Annotated in this window: 13 protein-coding genes and 1 pseudogene; 8 read left to right on the top strand and 6 right to left on the bottom strand. The window is 39.3% G+C overall.

Annotated features, from left to right (window positions below; translation table 11 throughout):
• Positions 1-100: 100 nt before the first annotated feature.
• From FXW07_RS18960 to FXW07_RS18975, 4 genes and pseudogenes are all read left to right on the top strand, one after another.
• The gene (locus FXW07_RS18960; RefSeq protein ID WP_229397163.1) at positions 101-772 is read left to right on the top strand and encodes a class I SAM-dependent methyltransferase; all 672 of its coding nucleotides are present in this window, start codon (positions 101-103) and stop codon (positions 770-772) included.
• Between the two features lie 11 nt (positions 773-783).
• Positions 784-1,134 carry a cupin domain-containing protein gene (locus FXW07_RS18965; RefSeq protein WP_048119052.1) on the top strand — a complete coding sequence of 117 codons (351 nt, stop codon included), beginning with the start codon at positions 784-786 and terminating at the stop codon, positions 1,132-1,134.
• Positions 1,135-1,254: 120 nt separating this feature from the next.
• Positions 1,255-1,396 (top strand): annotated as a pseudogene (locus tag FXW07_RS18970) (IS110 family transposase); the annotation flags it as partial.
• A 433-nt stretch (positions 1,397-1,829) separates the two neighbouring features.
• Entirely contained in the window at positions 1,830-3,074 is a 1,245-nt protein-coding gene (locus FXW07_RS18975) for a right-handed parallel beta-helix repeat-containing protein (protein ID WP_229397164.1), read from the top strand.
• Between the two features lie 357 nt (positions 3,075-3,431).
• On the opposite strand, the gene FXW07_RS18980 is transcribed toward FXW07_RS18975, so the two are convergent.
• From FXW07_RS18980 to FXW07_RS19000, 5 genes are all read right to left on the bottom strand, one after another.
• A complete protein-coding gene (locus tag FXW07_RS18980) occupies positions 3,432-4,442 on the bottom strand; it encodes a flippase-like domain-containing protein (RefSeq protein WP_229397165.1) in 1,011 nt (336 codons plus the stop codon).
• 123 nt (positions 4,443-4,565) lie between these two features.
• Positions 4,566-5,708: a glycosyltransferase gene (locus FXW07_RS18985; RefSeq protein WP_229397166.1), complete on the bottom strand. Its 1,143-nt coding sequence runs from the start codon at positions 5,706-5,708 to the stop codon at positions 4,566-4,568.
• Entirely contained in the window at positions 5,680-6,483 is an 804-nt protein-coding gene (locus FXW07_RS18990; RefSeq protein ID WP_229397167.1) for a phosphatase PAP2 family protein, read from the bottom strand. Before FXW07_RS18990 ends, FXW07_RS18985 begins: the two co-directional genes overlap by 29 nt.
• A 760-nt stretch (positions 6,484-7,243) precedes the next feature.
• The gene (locus tag FXW07_RS18995) at positions 7,244-9,289 is read right to left on the bottom strand and encodes an S-layer protein domain-containing protein (RefSeq protein ID WP_229397168.1); all 2,046 of its coding nucleotides are present in this window, start codon (positions 9,287-9,289) and stop codon (positions 7,244-7,246) included.
• 1,087 nt (positions 9,290-10,376) lie between these two features.
• Positions 10,377-10,901 (bottom strand): winged helix-turn-helix transcriptional regulator, encoded by a 525-nt coding sequence (locus tag FXW07_RS19000; protein ID WP_346655683.1) that lies wholly within the window; start codon positions 10,899-10,901, stop codon positions 10,377-10,379.
• 1,097 nt (positions 10,902-11,998) lie between these two features.
• Here FXW07_RS19000 and FXW07_RS19005 point away from each other — a divergent pair.
• On the top strand, positions 11,999-12,781 hold the full coding sequence (locus tag FXW07_RS19005) for a hypothetical protein (RefSeq protein WP_229397170.1): 783 nt from the start codon (positions 11,999-12,001) through the stop codon (positions 12,779-12,781).
• Positions 12,782-13,508: 727 nt separating this feature from the next.
• On the opposite strand, the gene cca is transcribed toward FXW07_RS19005, so the two are convergent.
• Positions 13,509-14,873, bottom strand: coding sequence for a CCA tRNA nucleotidyltransferase (gene cca / locus FXW07_RS19010; RefSeq protein WP_229397171.1), 1,365 nt, complete (start codon positions 14,871-14,873; stop codon positions 13,509-13,511).
• Between the two features lie 819 nt (positions 14,874-15,692).
• Here cca and FXW07_RS19015 point away from each other — a divergent pair.
• From FXW07_RS19015 to FXW07_RS19025, 3 genes are all read left to right on the top strand, one after another.
• Positions 15,693-18,296, top strand: a complete 2,604-nt coding sequence (locus FXW07_RS19015; protein ID WP_229397172.1) for an S-layer protein domain-containing protein — start codon at positions 15,693-15,695, stop codon at positions 18,294-18,296.
• A 287-nt stretch (positions 18,297-18,583) separates the two neighbouring features.
• Positions 18,584-19,039: a YqaA family protein gene (locus FXW07_RS19020; RefSeq protein WP_048119019.1), complete on the top strand. Its 456-nt coding sequence runs from the start codon at positions 18,584-18,586 to the stop codon at positions 19,037-19,039.
• A 258-nt stretch (positions 19,040-19,297) separates the two neighbouring features.
• Positions 19,298-20,156, top strand: an 859-nt coding sequence (locus FXW07_RS19025; protein ID WP_229397173.1) for an ISNCY family transposase, incomplete at its 3' end; no start/stop codon positions are given.

A 20,156-nucleotide genomic window follows, 5' to 3' on the forward strand; every position in this document is an offset into this window, starting at 1 on the left:
AGCTTTAATTGGGCATAATCCTTACGATAAGTTTTAAAAATCTATTTAAAAGATATCTAAATAATATTTTTGTAAAATAACTTTTTTTGAGTATTATTTGGTGAAAATAAGTGATTTAAAGAAAAATGGTAAAACCTCACTTGATTTTGGTTGTGGAACTGGCAACTTTACCTGTGCTCTGAAGCGGATAACAAATGCTAATGTGTATGGTGTTGAACCTGCTGACGAGATGAGACAAAAAGCCATTGGCAAAAATACGGATGTCATTTTCGAAAAAGGCAACCATGAAAAAATACCATTTATGGACAACTTTTTTGATTTTATATATATGACTGATGTAATACACCATGTACCGGAAATTAGAATAATGTTTAAAGAGTTGAATAGAGTACTTAAACAGGGCGGCTCTCTCTGTATTGTTACCGAATCCCATAAACAAATAGAATCAAGGTTCTGGGTAAAATACTTCCCAACAACCGTAGAAGTGGAAAAAAAGAGATACCCGGATATTCCTGAAATAATAGAAAGTGCCATTAACAATGGTTTTGTATTTTTGAAGAAAGAGATTACAGATGTAAATCACAAGCAGGCAATATCTCATAATTTTCTAATGTTAGTAGAAAATAAAGGATATTCTATGTTCCATTTAATCAATGACAGTGACTATGAACGCGGACTTGACGATTTAAGAAATGACTATAATAAACAGGTTGAACTTGAGTATAACCATGGAGAGACATTTTTGTGGTTTAAAAAGCCATTTAAGGACTGAAGGTTTCAAATATGCAAGATTTTCCAGACTTTATGAAAAGCAAAAGTAACCATATTAGCAGTAAAGAGCAAAATACTGAGGACATCGACGGCTATTTTTACGAAGGTTCAGACGGCAGCCAGATGGCATTCTGGACCTGCTATTCGGCCAGGGTTTCTAAGAAACATGCGCATGAATTTGACGAGTACATGGTTTGTGTTAGCGGCCAGTATACGGCAATATTGAATGGCGAGGAGTTTGTTCTTAATCCCGGGGATGAGTTATTCATTCCTAAGGGGACAGAACAATGGGGAAAGTGTATTGCAGGAACGAGAACTATTCATGCGTTTGGGGGGAAACGGATTATGGGAGCTGAAGAATAAGGAATTTGTAAAACTCAGGGTTCTTGATAGCTGCGTTCATTATAGTGCTGCAAGACAGTCTATTAGCAAAAAAAAGTCTTTATTGTCTCTTATATTCGTGACCCTCTGCGCTCCCGTTGTAATAAAGCTCATGCTATACTCGCTCCTGAAATGTTTAATCTTTATGCTGATAGATATAATTGGCAAGAATGGTATAATGATCTTATCAGGAATCTCTTCAGGTAAGAGCGTTGACCAGATTATAGCAAGTCTTTCCCAAAACGCACATGATATTCTTCGAATAACATGCACAACCAATGATTGATCATTTGGGATTTGAGAATTAAGAGACGCTATTTTGAGTTTAGGGACAAGTTTTTTGTTAATCAATATCATAATGAATTTGTCAATCAACATAATGGAATTGTCAATCAACATAATGGAATTGTTTAAAGAATTTACAAGAATTTGTAGCTACTGTCATGGCAACTTAGTTATGATACATCAATACATAGCCAATACTTCATCTGTAGTCCCGTTCTTAATTATAATGATCCATAACTAAATTGCTTAGACACTACTATAATTCATTGATAATTCGTTGTTGGATTACATCGTTGGTTTGTCTACTCATCTCACAGCATATCTTAAGGACCTGAAAAATGAAAATATTTTCCGCTATTATTCTATCTATCATTTCATCTACCATTCTATTTATGTTACTGTCACCTGGAATAGCTGGAGCAGCAAACCAAAATGATATTAACCAGGAGCTTCAGCAGGGAGGTATAATTCACCTTCCTGCTGGAACTTATGTTTTGACAGACTCAATAATTCTTCAATCTAACACCATTCTGGAAGGTGAACCTGGAACTGTAATCACAATTCCAGACCACGCCGGATGGCCTGCATGGGAACCATTAATCTCAGGAAATGGTGTTCAAAATATCACAATTCGAAATTTAGAAATTAATGCGAACAGTAACGGAAATTCCGAAACTCCGCACGGTGCAGGGTATTATAACTGCATCTATATGATCGATTGTGATAATGTACAGGTTTACAACTGCACTTTTCACGATGGTCTGGGAGATGGCCTGAGAATTAAAAGAAGTAAAAATATTGAATTTTATAATAATCTTGTTTACAGACTCGGACATGAAGGCTTCTTTGGTATTGAGAGCCAGTATATTGAATGCTTCAATAATCGAATAACTACAAGAACAAACAGCGGTCTCAGGATCTGGAACTCTGCAAATGTCAGATTCCATGATAATGTTATAGATGCACAATTGGATGCTGGCGGGGGTGATTCTGGCATCCAAATCGAAGATTCCAACGGCACCGTAGGTAACGTGGAGATCTATAATAATGTCCTTAATAGAACATGGGGAAAAGGCGTCTGGTTAGTTGCCTATGATTCAGGAGTCTCAAACACTCAGGAGGTTCTGATCCATCACAATTTATTCTATGAAACAGGACAGAGTTATAATATTCCATCTACAGGAGGAATAGTCAATGATGGGTTCAAGGGCACTCAGATTTATAACAATGTTTTTGATGGGGTGAAAAATAACGCCTTTAGAAATCAAGCTGAAGGGCAAGGTACAGTAATAAAAGATAATGTTTTTACAAATACAATTCAACATGCTGCAATTTCTCAGACGGGAACAGGGTATGCGATTGCTGATCTTGCAGGAGCAAACCTTTCTGTAACTAACAATTCTTTTTACAATAATGAAAACGGGGATGTGTATCAAACAAGTATTTCTAATGCCGATTTTAGAGATCCTGAAACTCATCAGACTTCTTCAGGCTGGACCTGGACGGGCTCAACGTGGACATGCAAGTCTGTAAAACCAATGGAATTAGGCTCTATTCCACTTACTACAACCATCAGGTTACGACTAATGGCAATAATATATAGTATATTGTATTGTAAATTCCTCGTTGTATCCTGAAATGATTTCGCAGATTCAAGACTATTTGAAGGTTAATATACAATACAACAGCAGGCGACTCAAAAAATTAAACTTAAGTTAATTCCAATTCCATTTTGATACAATAGAATGATCATGTAAAATGAACCAAATTCGAAGTTGAATGAAATGGTGAGTCATTTGTACAAGATGAGCTCGTCCCAAAACCAATATTATTTCCACATCAGTAAGTGTTTCGGGATTATTTTTCAGAATCATAAGCTCTATTGATAATCCAGAATACAATATTCAGAGAAGCAATTTTGAGTTTTGGGATCGGCTAGATATATAACTGCAATAAAAGAAATTAAAACCGCGAAACAATTTTGGGATAAAACATTAAGTTTCACTTTGGGATTGGTTTAAGTACTTTTTCACCAGATCCGTGTCTTTAAGCAACTTAAAGCTCACAAATCCTCCGGCAATAATATTCGTATAAAATGTAAAAGCTCTCCATGCTGCCACTGTAATTCCGAGAATGCTTGCAGGTACAAAGATTGAAAAGAGGGAAATTGCAGCAAGTTCTGCCACACCACTTGCACCTGGGGTCAAAGGCATGACTATAATAATCATGAGCAGGACCTGTACTGCGAAAGAAATGAGGACTGAAGGAGCCTGATTAAGGCCCATAAGAGTTACCGGGAGCGAGGAAAACTCCACTATCCAGTATATGACTGTGAATATCAGCCCATAATACAGGCCTTTACGCCCTTCTGTTAGAAAGACATTTATGCTTGAATGGAATTCGTCAATTTCCCTGTCAATCGACCCTGATAATTTCTGCAGTTTGTCTCCTATTTTCTTACCACTAAAACGTCCAATCCATTTCATAAGGCAATTTATTACGAGCTTAATAAAGCGAGGTTTCATGGTTGCATATATCATGAGGGCAAAGACAATTATTGAAAGGACTTCTCCTAGTATAATCACAGTATCCGTTCTGGGATCTGACAGTACACCACGGAGAAAATACAGCGAAAAAGGCACAGCTAACAGGATCAATAGAGCGTCCAGTACACGTTCTCCCAGAATAACTGCAGTAGCCTGTCCAACCGGCATATTTCTCTGTCTCAGGAGATGAATTCTCAAAGGTTCTCCACCTATTGAAGAAGGCGTAAGCGCTGCAACAAAAGTACCGGAAATTACCATTTCTATAGAAGTTTTAAGATCTATTTCATGCCCCAGTGCAGATGCCATTGATTTTATGCGCAGTCCCCAGATAAAAAAAGAAAACAGGTGGATAAGAAGCGCAGCTATTACATATCCGGGCTTGATCTCCCTGACAACTTCAATTGTTGTCTTATCAAGAGTAAAGATGAGAACAAACACTATTGAAATTATACTGATCAAAATTGAGCTTGTTATCCACTTTGTGTAATTTTTCATGAAAACACAATCCGTTAGACCTTATTCAGAATTATTCAACTGCAATAGTCCATTATTCAACTGCAATAGTCCACTACAACACCCTAATTATACTTTTTGACTTATCTTACTGTTTGATTCAAGGAGTTCTTTGAACGTTACAGTAGGATCGAGTTCTTTAGACAGTTGTTTCATAATTTCAACCTTCTGGTGGATCTTTTCATCTTTTAAAAGCTCTTTTATCGACCGAAGGATCTCTTCTGGAGATGCGCTGTAATCCAAACGTTTGCCATAACCTTCAAGGTCAATCACAGCAGCGTTACTTTCCTGCTCACTATGGTTCATATCCGGAAACGAAAGTACTGGAACGCCGAAAGTAAGAGCTTCCATTATAGTGCTATGTCCCCCCGGGGCAATCACAAGATCAGAAGCCTTGAGATAAGGAAACTGGTCATTAATAAAACGCTTAATTGTAACATTTTCTGGAAGGTTTGAGAAAACATTAGGATTCAGGCTCGGTCCCGAAAGGAGAGTGTAATTTATGCTTTTGTCAAGTTTTGCAACTTCGATAACCTTTCTGAATATGGGCTCTCGATATCCAAATCCCCCGATTAAAGATAATACATGGGGTTTTTGCAAGACTTCAGCCTTCACATCATTAAATTTTTTAAGGACCAGAGGGCCACTGAAAAACAGATTTTTGGAAACCTTTTCTTCAAAAGCAAGATTTAGCCGGCATACGGTATAAGGCATTGGGAAATCCGGAATTACTATCCTGTCAACTCTTCTGAAAATGTAGCTATAAAATTGTTTAATTATTCCGCCCAGAGTTCTTAGGGCAATGCCCCCATTTTTAAAGAAAGTTTCCATGTTTGACTGATTAACTATGAGGTAAACAGGAATTCCACTGACTTTAGAGGCAACTACTCCTGTAAAATAACTATCTGAAACTACAATATCAGGTTTCTTTTCTTTTAATAAGCTCAGGACCTTGAAAATGGCAAAAAAACTCCCGTTTTTCAGGGTGGATATAATTGATCTTTTCAGGTTCAGAGAACCGGACTCACCTACAAGTTTTATTTCCGGGGGTATTTCAACGGCCTTGTATCCTTTTCTCTCGATAAACTCCTTTGAATAACCATATGCTCCTAAGTAAACTTCGTGGCCTGCAGCTAACAACTCCCGGCCCAATGCGATACAGCGGCTGGTATGACCTAACCCTTCACCGCATATAAAAATGAGTACTTTCATCCTTGAACCTCTTTTTAAAAACTCGAATAGCTAAGAAATAAGAAATAAAAGCAAGTAGAATTCCGCCAATCATATCCGTGATCCAGTGTATGCCAAGATACAGTATTGAAAAAAGGATGAAAATGGTTGTTACTACCGCAAAAACCTTGTAACGCCTGAGATCGGTCTTGAAAAGTATAAACATCGTTGCCATTACCGAGAGTGCAGCATGCAGGCTTGGGAAGCAATTGTTAAGACCGGGACTACAAATAGTTACTATCCCCAGGATGGCCGGATTCAATTGATATAGCAAAGGAACCATTCCTGGCAACACATGCCCTGTCACATCTACTGGGAAAAATATGTAAAAAACGTAAGCTATCAAATATATAAGCGTGAAGGAAATCACATATTCTTTAAGAGTCTCATCATCCTGGCTAAACAGGAATAATATAAATGTAAAGATTAGAAGAAACGGAAATCCGACCAGATAAACTGCTCCGCAAAAGTATGTCAGTGTTGGATTAGCCAGGCTCTGGAAAATACTCACTTTAGTACCTTCCAGCATCAACATATATCTATCATAATTAAGAGAGGGACTGAGACCCAGGAAGTTTGAAATTTCTCTTTGTGAATCCATAAGTATAAAGATGAGTGTCGCCGAAGCTACATAAGGTAGAATATCTGAAATTCCAGACGACCCAAGGTTTCTATAATAATATTTGGGCCGAAGAGGTTCCGGCACAAAAATATAATAGCCTGCAGGTACTGAAAATATAAGAGACAGCATTATCATAAAGTCTAAGTGATTTAAGAATGTCATTTAATGTGCGCCTCAATGTTTGAATACATTAATCTAAAAACAGATAATTATGAAATATCTCTCACTGTTATTCGGTTCATTAGGTTTTTTACATAGAATAAAACAACTATATATTAATTGTGGAGAAAAAAGCTACACTTTTATCTTTTTTAATATGATTGTCTTTGTTGGCCAGTACGGTTTATTTCTATGAGTAATTTATTCATTTCTCTGTCATGTTGGCCAGTACGATTTATTTCTATGAACAACTTATTCACTTCTCTGTCAATCCCCGTTTTATCCCAAAACGATTTTGTTTTTTAGTTTCGTTATTACAGTTGTATATTGTAGCAGTCGACCCACTATTTTACTTCAACTTCGAACCTGTTTCTTTTACACGATCATTCCACAGTACCAGAATGGAATAGAACTTACCTGCGTTTAACCTTTTGCGGCCTACTGTTATATCGTGTATTGAACTTTCAAACGTTTTGAATCTGCGAAATTATTTCAGGATACAATCCTGGTTCCCAAATATTAAGCGCACATGTGAGTGATGAAACTCTGTTAGGTTAAATGATCACGATTTTAGAATTTTGCGGCATGGGTATATGCTTAAATTTAAGAGCATACACTGATATCAGAAGACATTTATCGCCTAAAAATGCGTAATTTAGATACACAACAATTAATTGGGATTTTAGTAAAAAAATTGAAAAAAAGAAGGATTAAGAAAATCCTTCACTCAGAGAATTTACCTGTTCTTCCTGACAATGTAGAAGACTAACAGAAGTCCGAAGACTGCTGGGATAACCCCAAAGCCAGGAGATTTGTTCTGTGTTTCAGTGGTGTTGTTTGCAGCAGCTGATGTATCTGGAGTTGTTGGGGTCTCCATGTTTGTAGGAGTGCTCGCGTTTACATCTTGAGTTTCTTCAGTGCTGTTCACAACTGGAGTTGAAGTAACACTCATGTTATCGGTAACTGTTGTGTTATCGATGCTGGTTGTGTTACCCAGAGTGGTTGTAGCCGTTCCGTTACCAATGGCCTCCTCAACATATGGGTAGTATCTGAGTACATTGGAGTCGGCGACCTTGAAGTACATTCCCTCTCCGATTTCCTGGTCAGAGTCTTTAGTCAGACTGAATGTATCATCATTGCTGATGGTAATGGTTGGACCGTTGATGGAAACATCGTTGAGTTTGCCGAATTCGTCGTCAGTGTTGATCTTTATTGCGTTTGCGTAGTCAATGAGCCAGATAGCATCAATCTGTGCAATGCTGTCGACTGCGCCCTGGAAGACCTGGTTGACATGTACCTTCAAGACAGGAACATTGTCTTCTCCCTGAACGTCGTCAACTTCACAAGTCCAGATATGATCACCGGAGTCAGTTGAGACAATCTCGTCATCGACGTATTCTCCGTCTTTGTCGAGCTCGAGCCAGACTTTGTTTCCGTCAACATCTACCTGCTTGGCCTGGAGAGAGTACCCATCGCCGAGGTCGAGTGTTTCGCCGGTCTTGAGAGTGTACTTGTCGTCACTGTCAAGAACGAGTTTGGCAAGCTTGCTAGCGTCAGTGGATTTCAGTGGGACATACTTCTGCGCAAAGAAGCCGAGAACTGGGTACGTTCCGTTGAATACATCATCGGCATTATAATCAACCTTGCTTACAGTGGTGCTGTAGTTGAGGCCGTTTTTAGGAATAGTTCTTCCGTTAACGCCAGAAACACTCAGGGTTTCGGTTCCAACGTTCTTCTTCAGGTCGTAGAAGAATCCAGCAAAGTTGTCTGAAGTCCAGGTGTAAGACTGTGTGCCGGAAACAACGGTTCCTCTTACATCATAGGTTCCAGAAGTTGTTTGCTGCTTGTAGGCATAGAACCTGAGATCATTGGAGTCAGCAACCTTGAAGTATAACCCTTGCCCGATTTCCTGATCAGAGTCTTTAGTCAGRCTGAAYGTATCATCATTGCTGATGGTAATGGTTGGRCCGTTGATGGAAACATCGTTGAGTTTGCCGAATTCGTCGTCAGTGTTGATCTTTATTGCGTTTGCGTAGTCAATGAGCCARATAGCATCAATYTGTGCAATGCTGTCGACTGCGCCCTGGAAGACCTGGTTGACATGTACCTTCAGGACAGGAACATCGTCTTCGCCCTGAACGTCGTCAACTTTGCAAGTCCAGGTATGATCGCCAGAGTCAGTTGAGACTATCTCGTCATCGACGTATGCTCCGTCTTTGTCGAATTCAAGCCAGACTTTATTTCCGTCAACATCGACCTGCTTGGCCTGGAGAGAGTACCCATCACCGAGGTCAAGGGAGTCTCCGGTCTTGAGAGTATACTTGTCGTCACTGTCGAGTACGAGTTTGGCGAGCTTGTCAGCAGCGTTGGACTTCAGTGGGATATATTTGTCTGCAAAGAAGCCAATCACACTGTAGTTGCCCCAGTCGCCATATTGGTATTCGGCGTTTCCGATTGTTGTCTTGTATACTAAACCGTTATCTCCGATAGTCCTGCCAGAAGTGCCAGCAACGTTTTTAATGGTAAGAGACTCGGTTGTCACGTTGTTGTCAATGTCGTAATAGAATGCTGCAAATTTGTTAGCATCCATTGTAATAGCTGTACCGTTACCACCATATGCAGTATTTGCAAGGATGTCGGTTAAACTTGAGCCATTGTACACAGGGCCGCGGATCTCAACTGTACTCGCTGCTGAGGTTGTATTATCATCAGCCATTGCGGCGGATGCAAATACAGTCAGAAGCATGAGAGCTGCCAGTGCACTGGCCACAAATCTCTTCATTTTGTTGTTTCCTCCATATTTGTTAAGATCTATATGTAAGAAGAATTATCGGGATCAATAATTTAAGGGGGTTCACTACTCTTCACCAATTAGAGGTAGGTATTACGTCTATTGCCGAAGATTGTTTCGTTTCTCCTCATCCCGAAAATTGGTTTACAGCGTTTTATAAAATCGAGTCTTATAAATCTTTTTTGGTCCGGAATTTATGCAGTATCAGGAAACATAGCATATTTTCGATATGCTCCTACGTAATTTTGAGATTTAACTCGTCGACTACATAAAAATTTGATTATTCGAAGATTGTACTAATGTTCGACAATTGTACTAATCTTCGAATAATGTACCAGAATCGTTATTATGTCTAATGAAGACTGAAAACTGAAGGTTATTGTGGTGAATAATCGGGATCAACACTACAAAATATTTCAAACCTTCCTCCCTAGAAGAATGTGGCGGAACCTTCTTCCATAGGAGAATGTGGCGGGTTTTCCAAGTTTCTTCCATGTTTCCCGCCACCATAAATATTTTCAACTTTTGTTCAGTAAACGTAAGAGTTTCTGTCCTTTTTGATCCGGTTGATTTTTAAGAACTTAGATTTCAGCTGACTTCTTTATGAAATTTGAATTCCGAATTCAATATTCTCTTGCAACCGTATTTTGAATCTGGTGTATAGATCCATCCACGTTAGCTGACCAGGGGGTCTCATTAACTGACCACGACATTTCATCAACTGATCAGGAGGTCTCATTATCTGACTACGATATCTCATCAACTGACCACGATATCTCATCAACTGATCAGGAGGTCTCATTAACTGATCAGAAGGTCTCATTAACTGACCAGGAGATCTCAATAGAGTTTAAAAACAGTGAAGTAGAGCTCAGATAACGAGACTAACTCAAAACTTTGATCACCCGGAATACCTTATTGACGCTTTCCTTACGTTACCTGCAACATGGCTCATGATTCAGTTTAAATGCCAGATTACAAGTTTCTTAAAAAAAGTATCACGTTTAACAGAAAGAATAGCTAGAAGCTGTATTTCGATCATACTGGAATAATATCAATCAAACGACGAACAATCAAATTATTTAGAGTTCTTGAATTCCCACATTTCAATAAAACCATCAACCAGAGTATCGAGAAAACTTTCTTTGTAGCATATAAGGAGTTCTGCAATTGCGGGAGGGTCAATGACTGTGAATTTGCTTATCCTGCCGGTTTTTTCCCTTTCAATTATTCCGGCTTCTACAAGTTTGTTCAGGTTCCAGGAAATAGTTGAAGGAGAGAGACCAACGGCCTGGGAGAGTTCTTTGTTATTCAGGTCTGGATTATTGAGAAGCTGAATAAGGATGTGTCGGCAACCGGATCTTCTTAAGAAAGACATTATTTTTCTCTCGGTTTCGCTTAAGCTCCTGTCTTTTACGAAATAACGTACATAATCTCCATCGTTCGAAGCCCTTATCAGATTTTTCTTTTCCATATACTGAAGGTGGTACTGCAGGTTGCCAACTACCATCTGCAGCCTCCGCTCAAGCTCCCGGAAGTGAATACCGGGAGATTTTTTAATTTGTTCGTAAATTCTTCTTCTAGTCTCTAGTTCGAATTCCATTTTTACCTTACTCTTTTGTTATCATGGAAAGAAAAAACAATGCAAGCACTACGAAATTTAGTAAACTTCCCCAAATTTCGGGGTATTCACCCGCTTGAGGGAAAAAAATATCTGCTGCGTCCAGGAAGTTCATTACGGAATAGAAAAAAAATGCTAACGATAAAATAAAAAGTTTCTTTCTACGTTCTCGACGATATGCAAGATGGGAGATAACAAAAAGAATTAACGCTAATAAACTTGATACAAGTTGGATTATTTGATCGGGTTCAGTCATCATAGACTTCAGTTGCCTCCGTCAATATTACATAGATCAAAGATTGAAAAGTCAACTTTTGAGATGTTTTTGATATACACTCCATAAAAACTAAGTTTGTAAATGATTTTGGGGGAATTTTATTAATGTTTGATATATAGTTAACCTTTCATAGATATACCATCTATTCTCATAACTTTTTCTGCTATCGTTTTTCTGAAACCCACTCTAGTTATTCAAACATGTATTTTGGAAATTTTCCAAAGTTTTCGACCTTCTATCGTATTGAAAACTTCCAGCATCCATTTTTCCTGGTCTCAGGTTGGGATAATTATTGTAAATTTTTTAATAACTTTTCAAAAATGATAACAGAAAGAATGTTATTCTTTTCAAGCCACCTGCGGAAAGTCATATCTAGCCAAAATGGTTTATCATACCACAATGAAGTATTTGAAATCTATGCTATGTTAATAATGCTTCCACGAAAATAAAAACTTCAGATGAAGTTTTATTGATAGCAAGTTTATCACATCGGGAGCGCAGAGAGTCACGAATACCCCGCCCTTTACGGGCTGTCTGACAATTACTGAAAGTAATGCTCAAATTCATTCTTTTTTGATTTAAAGACTTTATCTACCTTCTTTTTCGTATATTTTTGTCCTGAAATTGAATTATCGGACAGACTGTTTAGGGTAGGGTGGCCGCACGCAATTTGATTTATCTGATAATTCGAGCACTGTACGTATATTCGAGTACTGTACGGATATTCGAATACTGTACCAGAATCAATATATTTATAATTATTTCTCCAAAGTAGTGAATTCTAACATACAAGGAGAATATTATGGCGAACATTCAATCCGATAAATTCAATACAAGCGAAATAGTCCGCAAGGTCCCAGAAATAACGCTTATGTTCTGGATCATCAAGATATTTGCCACCACGCTTGGTGAGACTGGTGGGGACACCGTTACCATGTCTATGAATCTGGGCTATCTTGCTGGCACGATGATTTTTACTTTGTTTTTTGTCGCCACGGTTATCACACAGATCCGCGAAAAGAAGCTCAACCCGTACACCTATTGGATAACCATCATCGCCACAACAACATTAGGCACGACATTGGCTGATTTTTGTACCCGGTCTTTGGGGATAGGATATGCGGGCGGGTCCACCCTGCTTTTAGTGCTTCTCCTGGGATCACTGTTCATCTGGAAGCGCACCATGGGGTCTGTTTCTGTAGATACCGTTAATTCTCCGAAAACGGAAATGTTCTATTGGGGAACGATCATGTTCTCTCAAACCTTAGGTACGGCTCTTGGTGATTGGACTGCTGATACAATGGGTCTGGGCTATTCCGGCGCTGCGATAGTATTTGGCACCCTGCTATTACTTGTTGCGGCGGCATACTTCTGGACCAAAATATCTTCCACTGCACTTTTCTGGGCAGCATTTATTCTTACGCGACCGCTAGGGGCAGTAGTTGGTGACTTTCTGGATAAACCGATAAGTTCCGGAGGATTGGCGTTGAGCCGCTACTCAGCATCAGCAGTGTTGCTTATTTGTATTTTGTCTTTAATCGTTTTATCAGAACGGAGAGCTAGACTGCAAAAATGCTATGAATAACCTTTCAACAAATATATTGAGAAAGTGTTCCAATGGAGAATTTAAACTATTTTATAGGCCGATTCATGAATCTTGACACATATTTAAGTGCAATACAAATGAATGCGGCCTATTAACGTATTTACTGTTGTTTTCTATTATCTTTTGTGAGAACGGTCTGGTAATAACTCCTTTCTTACGGGTGATTCTCTTGTCTTTACAACTGGAACTCTGGCTGCCAGTGGTTCATTCAATTTATTTACTATATTAGTTGTTCTATGTTTTGCAGCCGTTGTAGGAGACACTATAAGTTATCAAATAGGTCATTTATTAAGAGATAAAGTAGCAAGTCGTGAAAATATACGGTTTGTAGCAGAGATTGAAACGATACCTTATCCGACATTCATTAGCTACAAACATTCATTAGCTACACATTCATTAGCTACAGAAATTCATTAGCTACAAACATTCATTAGCTACAAACATTCATTAGCTACAAACATTCATTAGCTACACATTCATTAGCTACAGAAATTCATTAGCTACAATATCATCGGTGGAATCGCATGAGTAATGTCATTCTTTTTTGGAGAATACTTTTTCGGGAACTTGCCAGTTATAAAGGATAACTTCATCTTTGTAATACTTGGAATAATTTTTGTCTCACTGCTTCCGGGGATTATTACGTGTATTCAGCGCAAACGCGATCCAAAAAAGGCATGATAAAGCAAACTCTATGTCAATTTTGTTATATCCAGCCGCTTAAAAAAATTCTAAAGTTTGGATTTTTTAATCTACAAATCTCGGCATTCTCAATAATCTCAAAGCCCTCATTTACGCTTTGATGCACCTGTTTTCCAAGGGAGCAGTTCATAAGCCGGTCTTCGAGAAGTTCTCTTGCCGTCGGGTACTTGCGCCGGATTTCAAAGACGTATTTCCCGTTTTCGATATAGCCTCCAAAAACATCGTCTGCTGCTTGATATTTTTCCTTGAACTTCTCAGCGTGTACTTTTACCCAGACAGGGGGACCGACGTGCTTTTTCACGTTGGGGAGGGTACTTGAAATAAGTTCCAGCACAACTGCGGTTTCGGTTTTGCCTGACCAGACGCCGGTTTTTATCACTGTAAAATCATATTCATTTAGAAGGGCGCTAACTGCCTGTTCCATTTTATAGAGCTGCGGAAAGAGAACATCCTCTACAACGTCCGGAGTTTTGAAAACGACTGCAAGCTGTGAGCTTTTTCGGTTTTCAAGCTTTTCCAGGATTTCACTGTCCTCAAGAGGTAGGAGAGAGGGTGAAAAAAAGAAACTGAGCTCCGGGCTTTTCAGGAATTCCCTGCAATGGTCTATAAACATGCAGAATTTGTCTAGAGAAAGGGCTGCTGCCACGTTCCTCCTGGGATCGGTCGGGTCGACCACTACAAGAGGCTCTTCGTGCTTGATTTCCCCATGTTGCATTATATCAATTTTTTCGCCGGGCTTCCAGGAACAGGCTGCACAGACGGTGTCTTTGAAAGAGCCGTAATGGATTACCAGAAGTTCGGTCAGATAGCCTGAAAAGCCCTGGGTCTTGAGTTCCGAGCCATAGACTCCGCCCCCACGCATAAACTGCTTCAACAGCAGGACTTCGTCTTCATGTCCTTTTATGCGGGGTTTGACAAAATCGTTATGAAAAGGCGTTCTGTCAACTGCAGATTTGATCTGGGAAGCCGAGGCAACCCTGAAGCAGGGGACAAGGTCTACATCAAAGCCTTTGTATGTAATATTGAGGTAGGGATGCTCAGCATGGCGATCTTCGGCATGCTCGGCGTGTCTTGCCACCTCTCTTGCAACTGCCATACCCAGGGTTTCCAGTTCCTTTCTGGAGGTTTCTTCAGGAAAGCTTATAAAAACATCAATATCATGAGTGCCTGAAAGCCAGGTGCCTCTGGCAGCAGAGCCCACCATTTTTACAAGCACGCCTGATATGCCAAGTTTTTCTGCTGCCATTTTTACCTTCGAGGCGAGCTCTTCCTGGATCTTAAAAAGTTTTTCTCTTTCAGGTTCAGTGGGTTTTATTCTTTCAAGGACTGCAAATTTTAATTCTTCGGGAATACCTGTACACATTTCCATGCCAGAGACGGCTCCATATATTTACTCGGTCTTACTTTGCAGAATGAGTCTTAATGAATCTTATAATGGATCTTAATAAATCCTATTACGCTGATTTCTGCTTATAAGTGTCAGAAATCGCTTCTTTAAACTTATAATTTGCGTATAGCAAGTCGACTCTCGAGGAAAAGGAGTTTCTGAATTTACTTTCATATTTTTATTTAAACGTAATAAACCAGTCGCTTCTAGATAAATCTGGTTCTAATGAAAAGTCACTTCTAAATAAATATGGTTCTAATGAAAAGCCACCTCTAAATAAATATGGTTCTATGAAAAGTCACTTCTGAATAAATAGGGTTCTAATGAAAAGTCACTTTTGAATAAATATGGTTCTGAATAAATATGGTTCGGAATAAAAATTGGTTCTGAATAAATACGGTTCGGAATAAAAACACTGGATCTGAGTAAAACCGGTTGTAAAAGATATTTTTGGAATGTACCTGATTGTCTTCCTGAAAGGCGCTGCCTGATTTTTATTCTGGTGTAAAATCAATAAAAAATAGCTTTACGGTTTTCAAGGTATTCAATTCCTTATTTTGCTATATTCAATATTTTTATTTCCGATTTTTGAAAAATACTTTAGATTATGCCCAAAAATTTTTTATTTGATGCCTGTGATATTAGAAAATACATATAGTTGAATATAGTTGATATAACTCAGATAGGCGGGGGTATTCTGTTCAGGGTGTATTCCGGATGTTCAGGAAACTTTTTCCGATTTTTTCTTTCGGATGTCTGAAAGTTACGCTCCCGGTTAATACAGCATAGAGGAGGTTTAATTTGGGGATTAAAAGCTACATCAAGATTTTATGTTTATTTCTGGCATTTGGGCTTTTGTGTCTAAGTGCAGCTGCCCAGGCTTCAGATGCAACAGGCAACCGTATCTGGGATGAAAAGGCAAATGAGAGCCTTACCTACACATGGACTCCTCAGACTTACTCGGGCTTTTATTATGACCTGGATACTGGAGAAGGTTCCGAGAATCTGACAGTCCAACTCAGTAAGGGCAGCCGGACAATTGGAAAGAAAAATCTGCAGTATGAAACAGTACCCATAAAGACCGATTTTGAATATGGAAATTGGGGTTCTTATGATGTTATAGGGTTTATGGCAGAGCGCTACTTTGCAGGGTACACAGCAAACTCAAGTTTTGCAGATAAAGAGATTAGCGTTATCTCGGACGGGCAGCTTTCAAAAGTCCTGATAGACTCCGATGATAGGAAATCCCTGTACACGGGCTCTTCTCTTGTTCTTGACGAAGGATACTCTCTGAATATGGTTGAGGTTGATATTAATGGAAATAGCGTATGGGTACAGCTTGAAAAGGACGGCAATATAGTTGACGAAGCTTTCCTGTCCTCTAATAGCGACTATGTATACAAAGCCGACCTCGGGGATACCGAAGATGTGCCCATAATTGCAGTCCATTTTTCCCAGATATTTAGCGGCAGGGAGACAAATGCGGTTTTCGTGAACGGAATTTTCCAGATATCGGACCAGTACGTGAAAGTTCAGAATGGTGATGATTTTGGGGAAATGGAGGTAAGTTCCACCTCAAGTTCAGGCATAAAAATGAGCAACAGTGACTCGATCTCGCTTAGCAAGGGCGACACTATTGACATCATGGGTAAACTGAGTTTTGTTGTGGCTGATGCCAATGAACTTCGTTTTGCTCCAATAGTTGAAACATCCGAGCCCGGAACCTACGAATTAAGGGGAACGGTACACGATGATAAGTTTGATACTATGGTCTGGACGCCTTTTAACTTCGAAGGTTTCTATTATAACATCGACGAAAATATTTCCACTGAAAGCCTTGTCATTGAAAAGCTTGATGGCAGGACAATTGATGATGAAGCCCTCGTCTATTCTACAAAGCCTGCAAATGTCAAATTTGAACATGAGGGCTGGGGAAGTTATGAAGTTGTCGGCTTTATGGCAGAGAAATATTTTGCAGGATATCCTGAAAACACTCTTGGCAATTCAAAGGGTATAAGTGTGCTGTCGGACCGCGTCCTTTCAAAAGTTCTGATTGATGACAATGACAAAAAATCCCTGTTCACTGGTTCTTCTTTAGCCCTGGAGAACGGCTACTCCCTTAAGGCATCGGAGGTCGATGTTAATGGGAAAAACGTACTCTTCGAGCTTTACAAAAATGGAAAACTCCTTGACTCTGGAATAGTTTCCCAGGGTGGGGACTATATTTATGAAACCGACATAGGAGGGGCTGAAAATGTTCCGATGATTGCGGTCCATGTAAGTACGGTCTTCCGTTCCACAGAAACAGATGCAGTGTTTGTAGAGGGAATTTTCCAGATTTCGGATGATTACCTGGAAATCTCCGGGGGAGATTCTTTCGGTGAAATGAAAATAACTTCGATTTCCGACTCAGGCATCACAATGAAAAACGAGGATTCAATCTCCCTTTCAAAGGATGAGGTTGTAGACCTGATGGGCAATGTCAAATTCAAGGTTGCCGATTCTTCAGTCCTGCGCTTTTATCCCTTTGTCGAAACCGAGACTGCAGCAGGAGATCAACTGGATATCGAAATGCCCGATGCACTTGTAGTCGGTAAGCAGGCTGAAATCCTGGTAACTGCGAGAAATGTTTCAGTCGTTGGTGCTGAAGTGTCTGTTGGAAACAAAAGCATAGGCACTACCGGAGACAGCGGAAATATCACCTTCACCCCCAGCAATGAAGGCAGCTTCACTGTAACTGCGAGCCGGGAAGGTTATGTTTCCGGAACTAAAGATGTGGATGTCCTCGCACAGGGTGTCCTGAAACTCCTGGTTTCAGTCTCTCCCGAAACTGTCCGGGAAGGAGACCAGATTGATATAAAGGTCACGGACTCCGAGGAAAACAAGCCAGTTTCCGGAGCAGATGTCTTTTTCGGCGGACAGATAATTGACGCACAGACAGACGCAAAAGGTATCATATCTTACCTGGTTACTTCTCCGGGTACGTATGTGATAAATGCCACAAAGACCGGTTATGAAGAAGGAGAAACCCAGGTAGAGGTGGCGGAAAAAGTCGCACAGTTCGCTTTCTCAGACCTCACGATACAGCCTGCTTCAGTTGAAGCCGGAACCGCGGTAAATATTAAGGTGAATGCTGTGAACAATGGAGACGTCACAGGAAACTCCACAGTGGAGTTGCTGGTTAATAACGAATCGGTTGATTCCCAGAATATAACCCTTAATCCGGGTGAGAACAAATCAATCGAATTCTCACACACTGAGGGTGAGCCAGGGACGTATACTGTTGAAGTCGGAGGACTGGACAAAAGTTATGAAGTGACAAAAAAATCTCCTTTCTTCAGTGGGATGGCTACACTTGGAATACTCGCCATAGCATTTGTTATCCTGCGGAAGAAAAGAAACTAATTAACGCATCTGGCTTTCGTATTAAAGCTTGTATTATAGCTTTATGGGTTCATTCCAAAAAATGAACCCGTCTTTAATATAACTTTAATACCTGTGCTGCGGTAGAAGCTGGAAATCAAATTCAGGATTTCCGGCTCTTCACTTCTTTTTTCTGTTTTAATCCTGATGGGAATTCCTTTTTGCTTTGACTGAAAATTCTTAGTTAGATGCAGAAATGCTACAAAATAGTGTTTGATTTGATGGTCTAGACGACAGCTTAAAATACTGAACTACGATTGTAGAACTGAATGCTTGAAGCTTTGAGTTCCTTTATTACCAATTACGGTTATCTGAACCTCTTTGTCCTGAGCTTCCTGGCTTCCACGGTTTTGCCGTTAGGATCGGAAGCGCTGGTAGTCGCTCTCATATATCAGGGCTTTAACCCTTTTGCCGTCGTTCTGGTAGCGACTTCAGGCAATTATCTCGGATCGTGCACAACTTATTATCTCGGGCTTAAAGGGCGTCCGATACTTGAGAAGTTCCTTTCTCCTTCTCCGGAGAAGCTTGAGAAAAGTGAAAGGCTCTTTAAAAAATATGGTCTTTACACCCTTCTTTTTACCTGGGTGCCAGGTATCGGAGACGCGATTACCATGGTCGCCGGGCTGATGCAGCTTCCTTTTCGATACTTTTCTATCCTGGTTTTCCTTGGGAAATTCGGACGGTATTTTGCTATTGCTTATCTGACAGCTTTTTTCAGCAATTGATTCAGGCTTTTCGGGATAAACTTAACTTATTATTTTCTCAAAAATATTAGTCTATACAATTTTTTTATTAGTTTTTATTAATTTTTATTAATTTTTATTCCTTTAAGTAATTCTTTTCTTCGGTATAATTCACTCAGGTAATTATATTCTCGGTGAAAACAAATGACTCAGTCCCAAAATCTAGTGATAAAAGTAAGTGTAACATCACTACACAAAATTATAATTCTATAATTATGTAATGATGTTACGGCAAAAACAATGGTAACTATAAACCTTACTCTTAATAACTTTTCGGAGCTCCCTGCTCTCTTAGACGTTTTTGGTTGTTTTGGAAACGATTATGAATATACCACACGAGGAATTTTTCGTAGAAAAATTCCTCCAGTCTGTTCAATTTGTAGTACTCCAATGGTTCATAATGGCTATAATCCTCATACTAAAGAAGGTCTTGGAGAAATCAACATTGGTCGATATAAATGCTCAAATTGTGGTAATACACACGAAGAAGATCATAGTTTTTGGGAAGATCTGAAGACTTTACTTTTTAATTCATTCAATGATTTCTTCCAGTTACTCAGATACCATAACGTTTCATACGATGGAATTTCTGATATAATGGACTTCATCTATCCGAGATCAAAAAGCACTATTTTAAGAGCATTCTACGAAGAAATGGAACAGAAAACTGTTCCATTTTCAGAAAATATACATATGGTGCACTATGACGAACAACATCCAAAAGAAGGAAGATGTCAGAAATACCGTTTAACTTTACTGGATGCAAAAACTCAAAGAACGATAGCAGATGAACTTTTTGAAGATAAGAGTTCAGAAACCATCAAGGGATTTTTACAGAAAAATCTGGATGCATCAGAGCCTGTGTTTATCGTTACGGACTTTGATAAGAGATACCCTGATATATTAAAGGAAATTTTTGGGGATAAGTTAGTCCATCAATATTGTTTAATGCACTTAAACAAGCTTATYGTTAGTGATTTCCCAAAAAATACAACCATTGAACAGGAATTATTGAAGTACAGGTTATTGAATATATTTTACAATCGAGAGAATGAGATTAAATTTCTGGAAGAACTTCTATCTGAAGAACCTAATCTAG

The sequence above is a fragment of the Methanosarcina sp. DH1 genome, assembly GCF_020804205.1.
GTDB lineage: Archaea > Halobacteriota > Methanosarcinia > Methanosarcinales > Methanosarcinaceae > Methanosarcina > Methanosarcina vacuolata.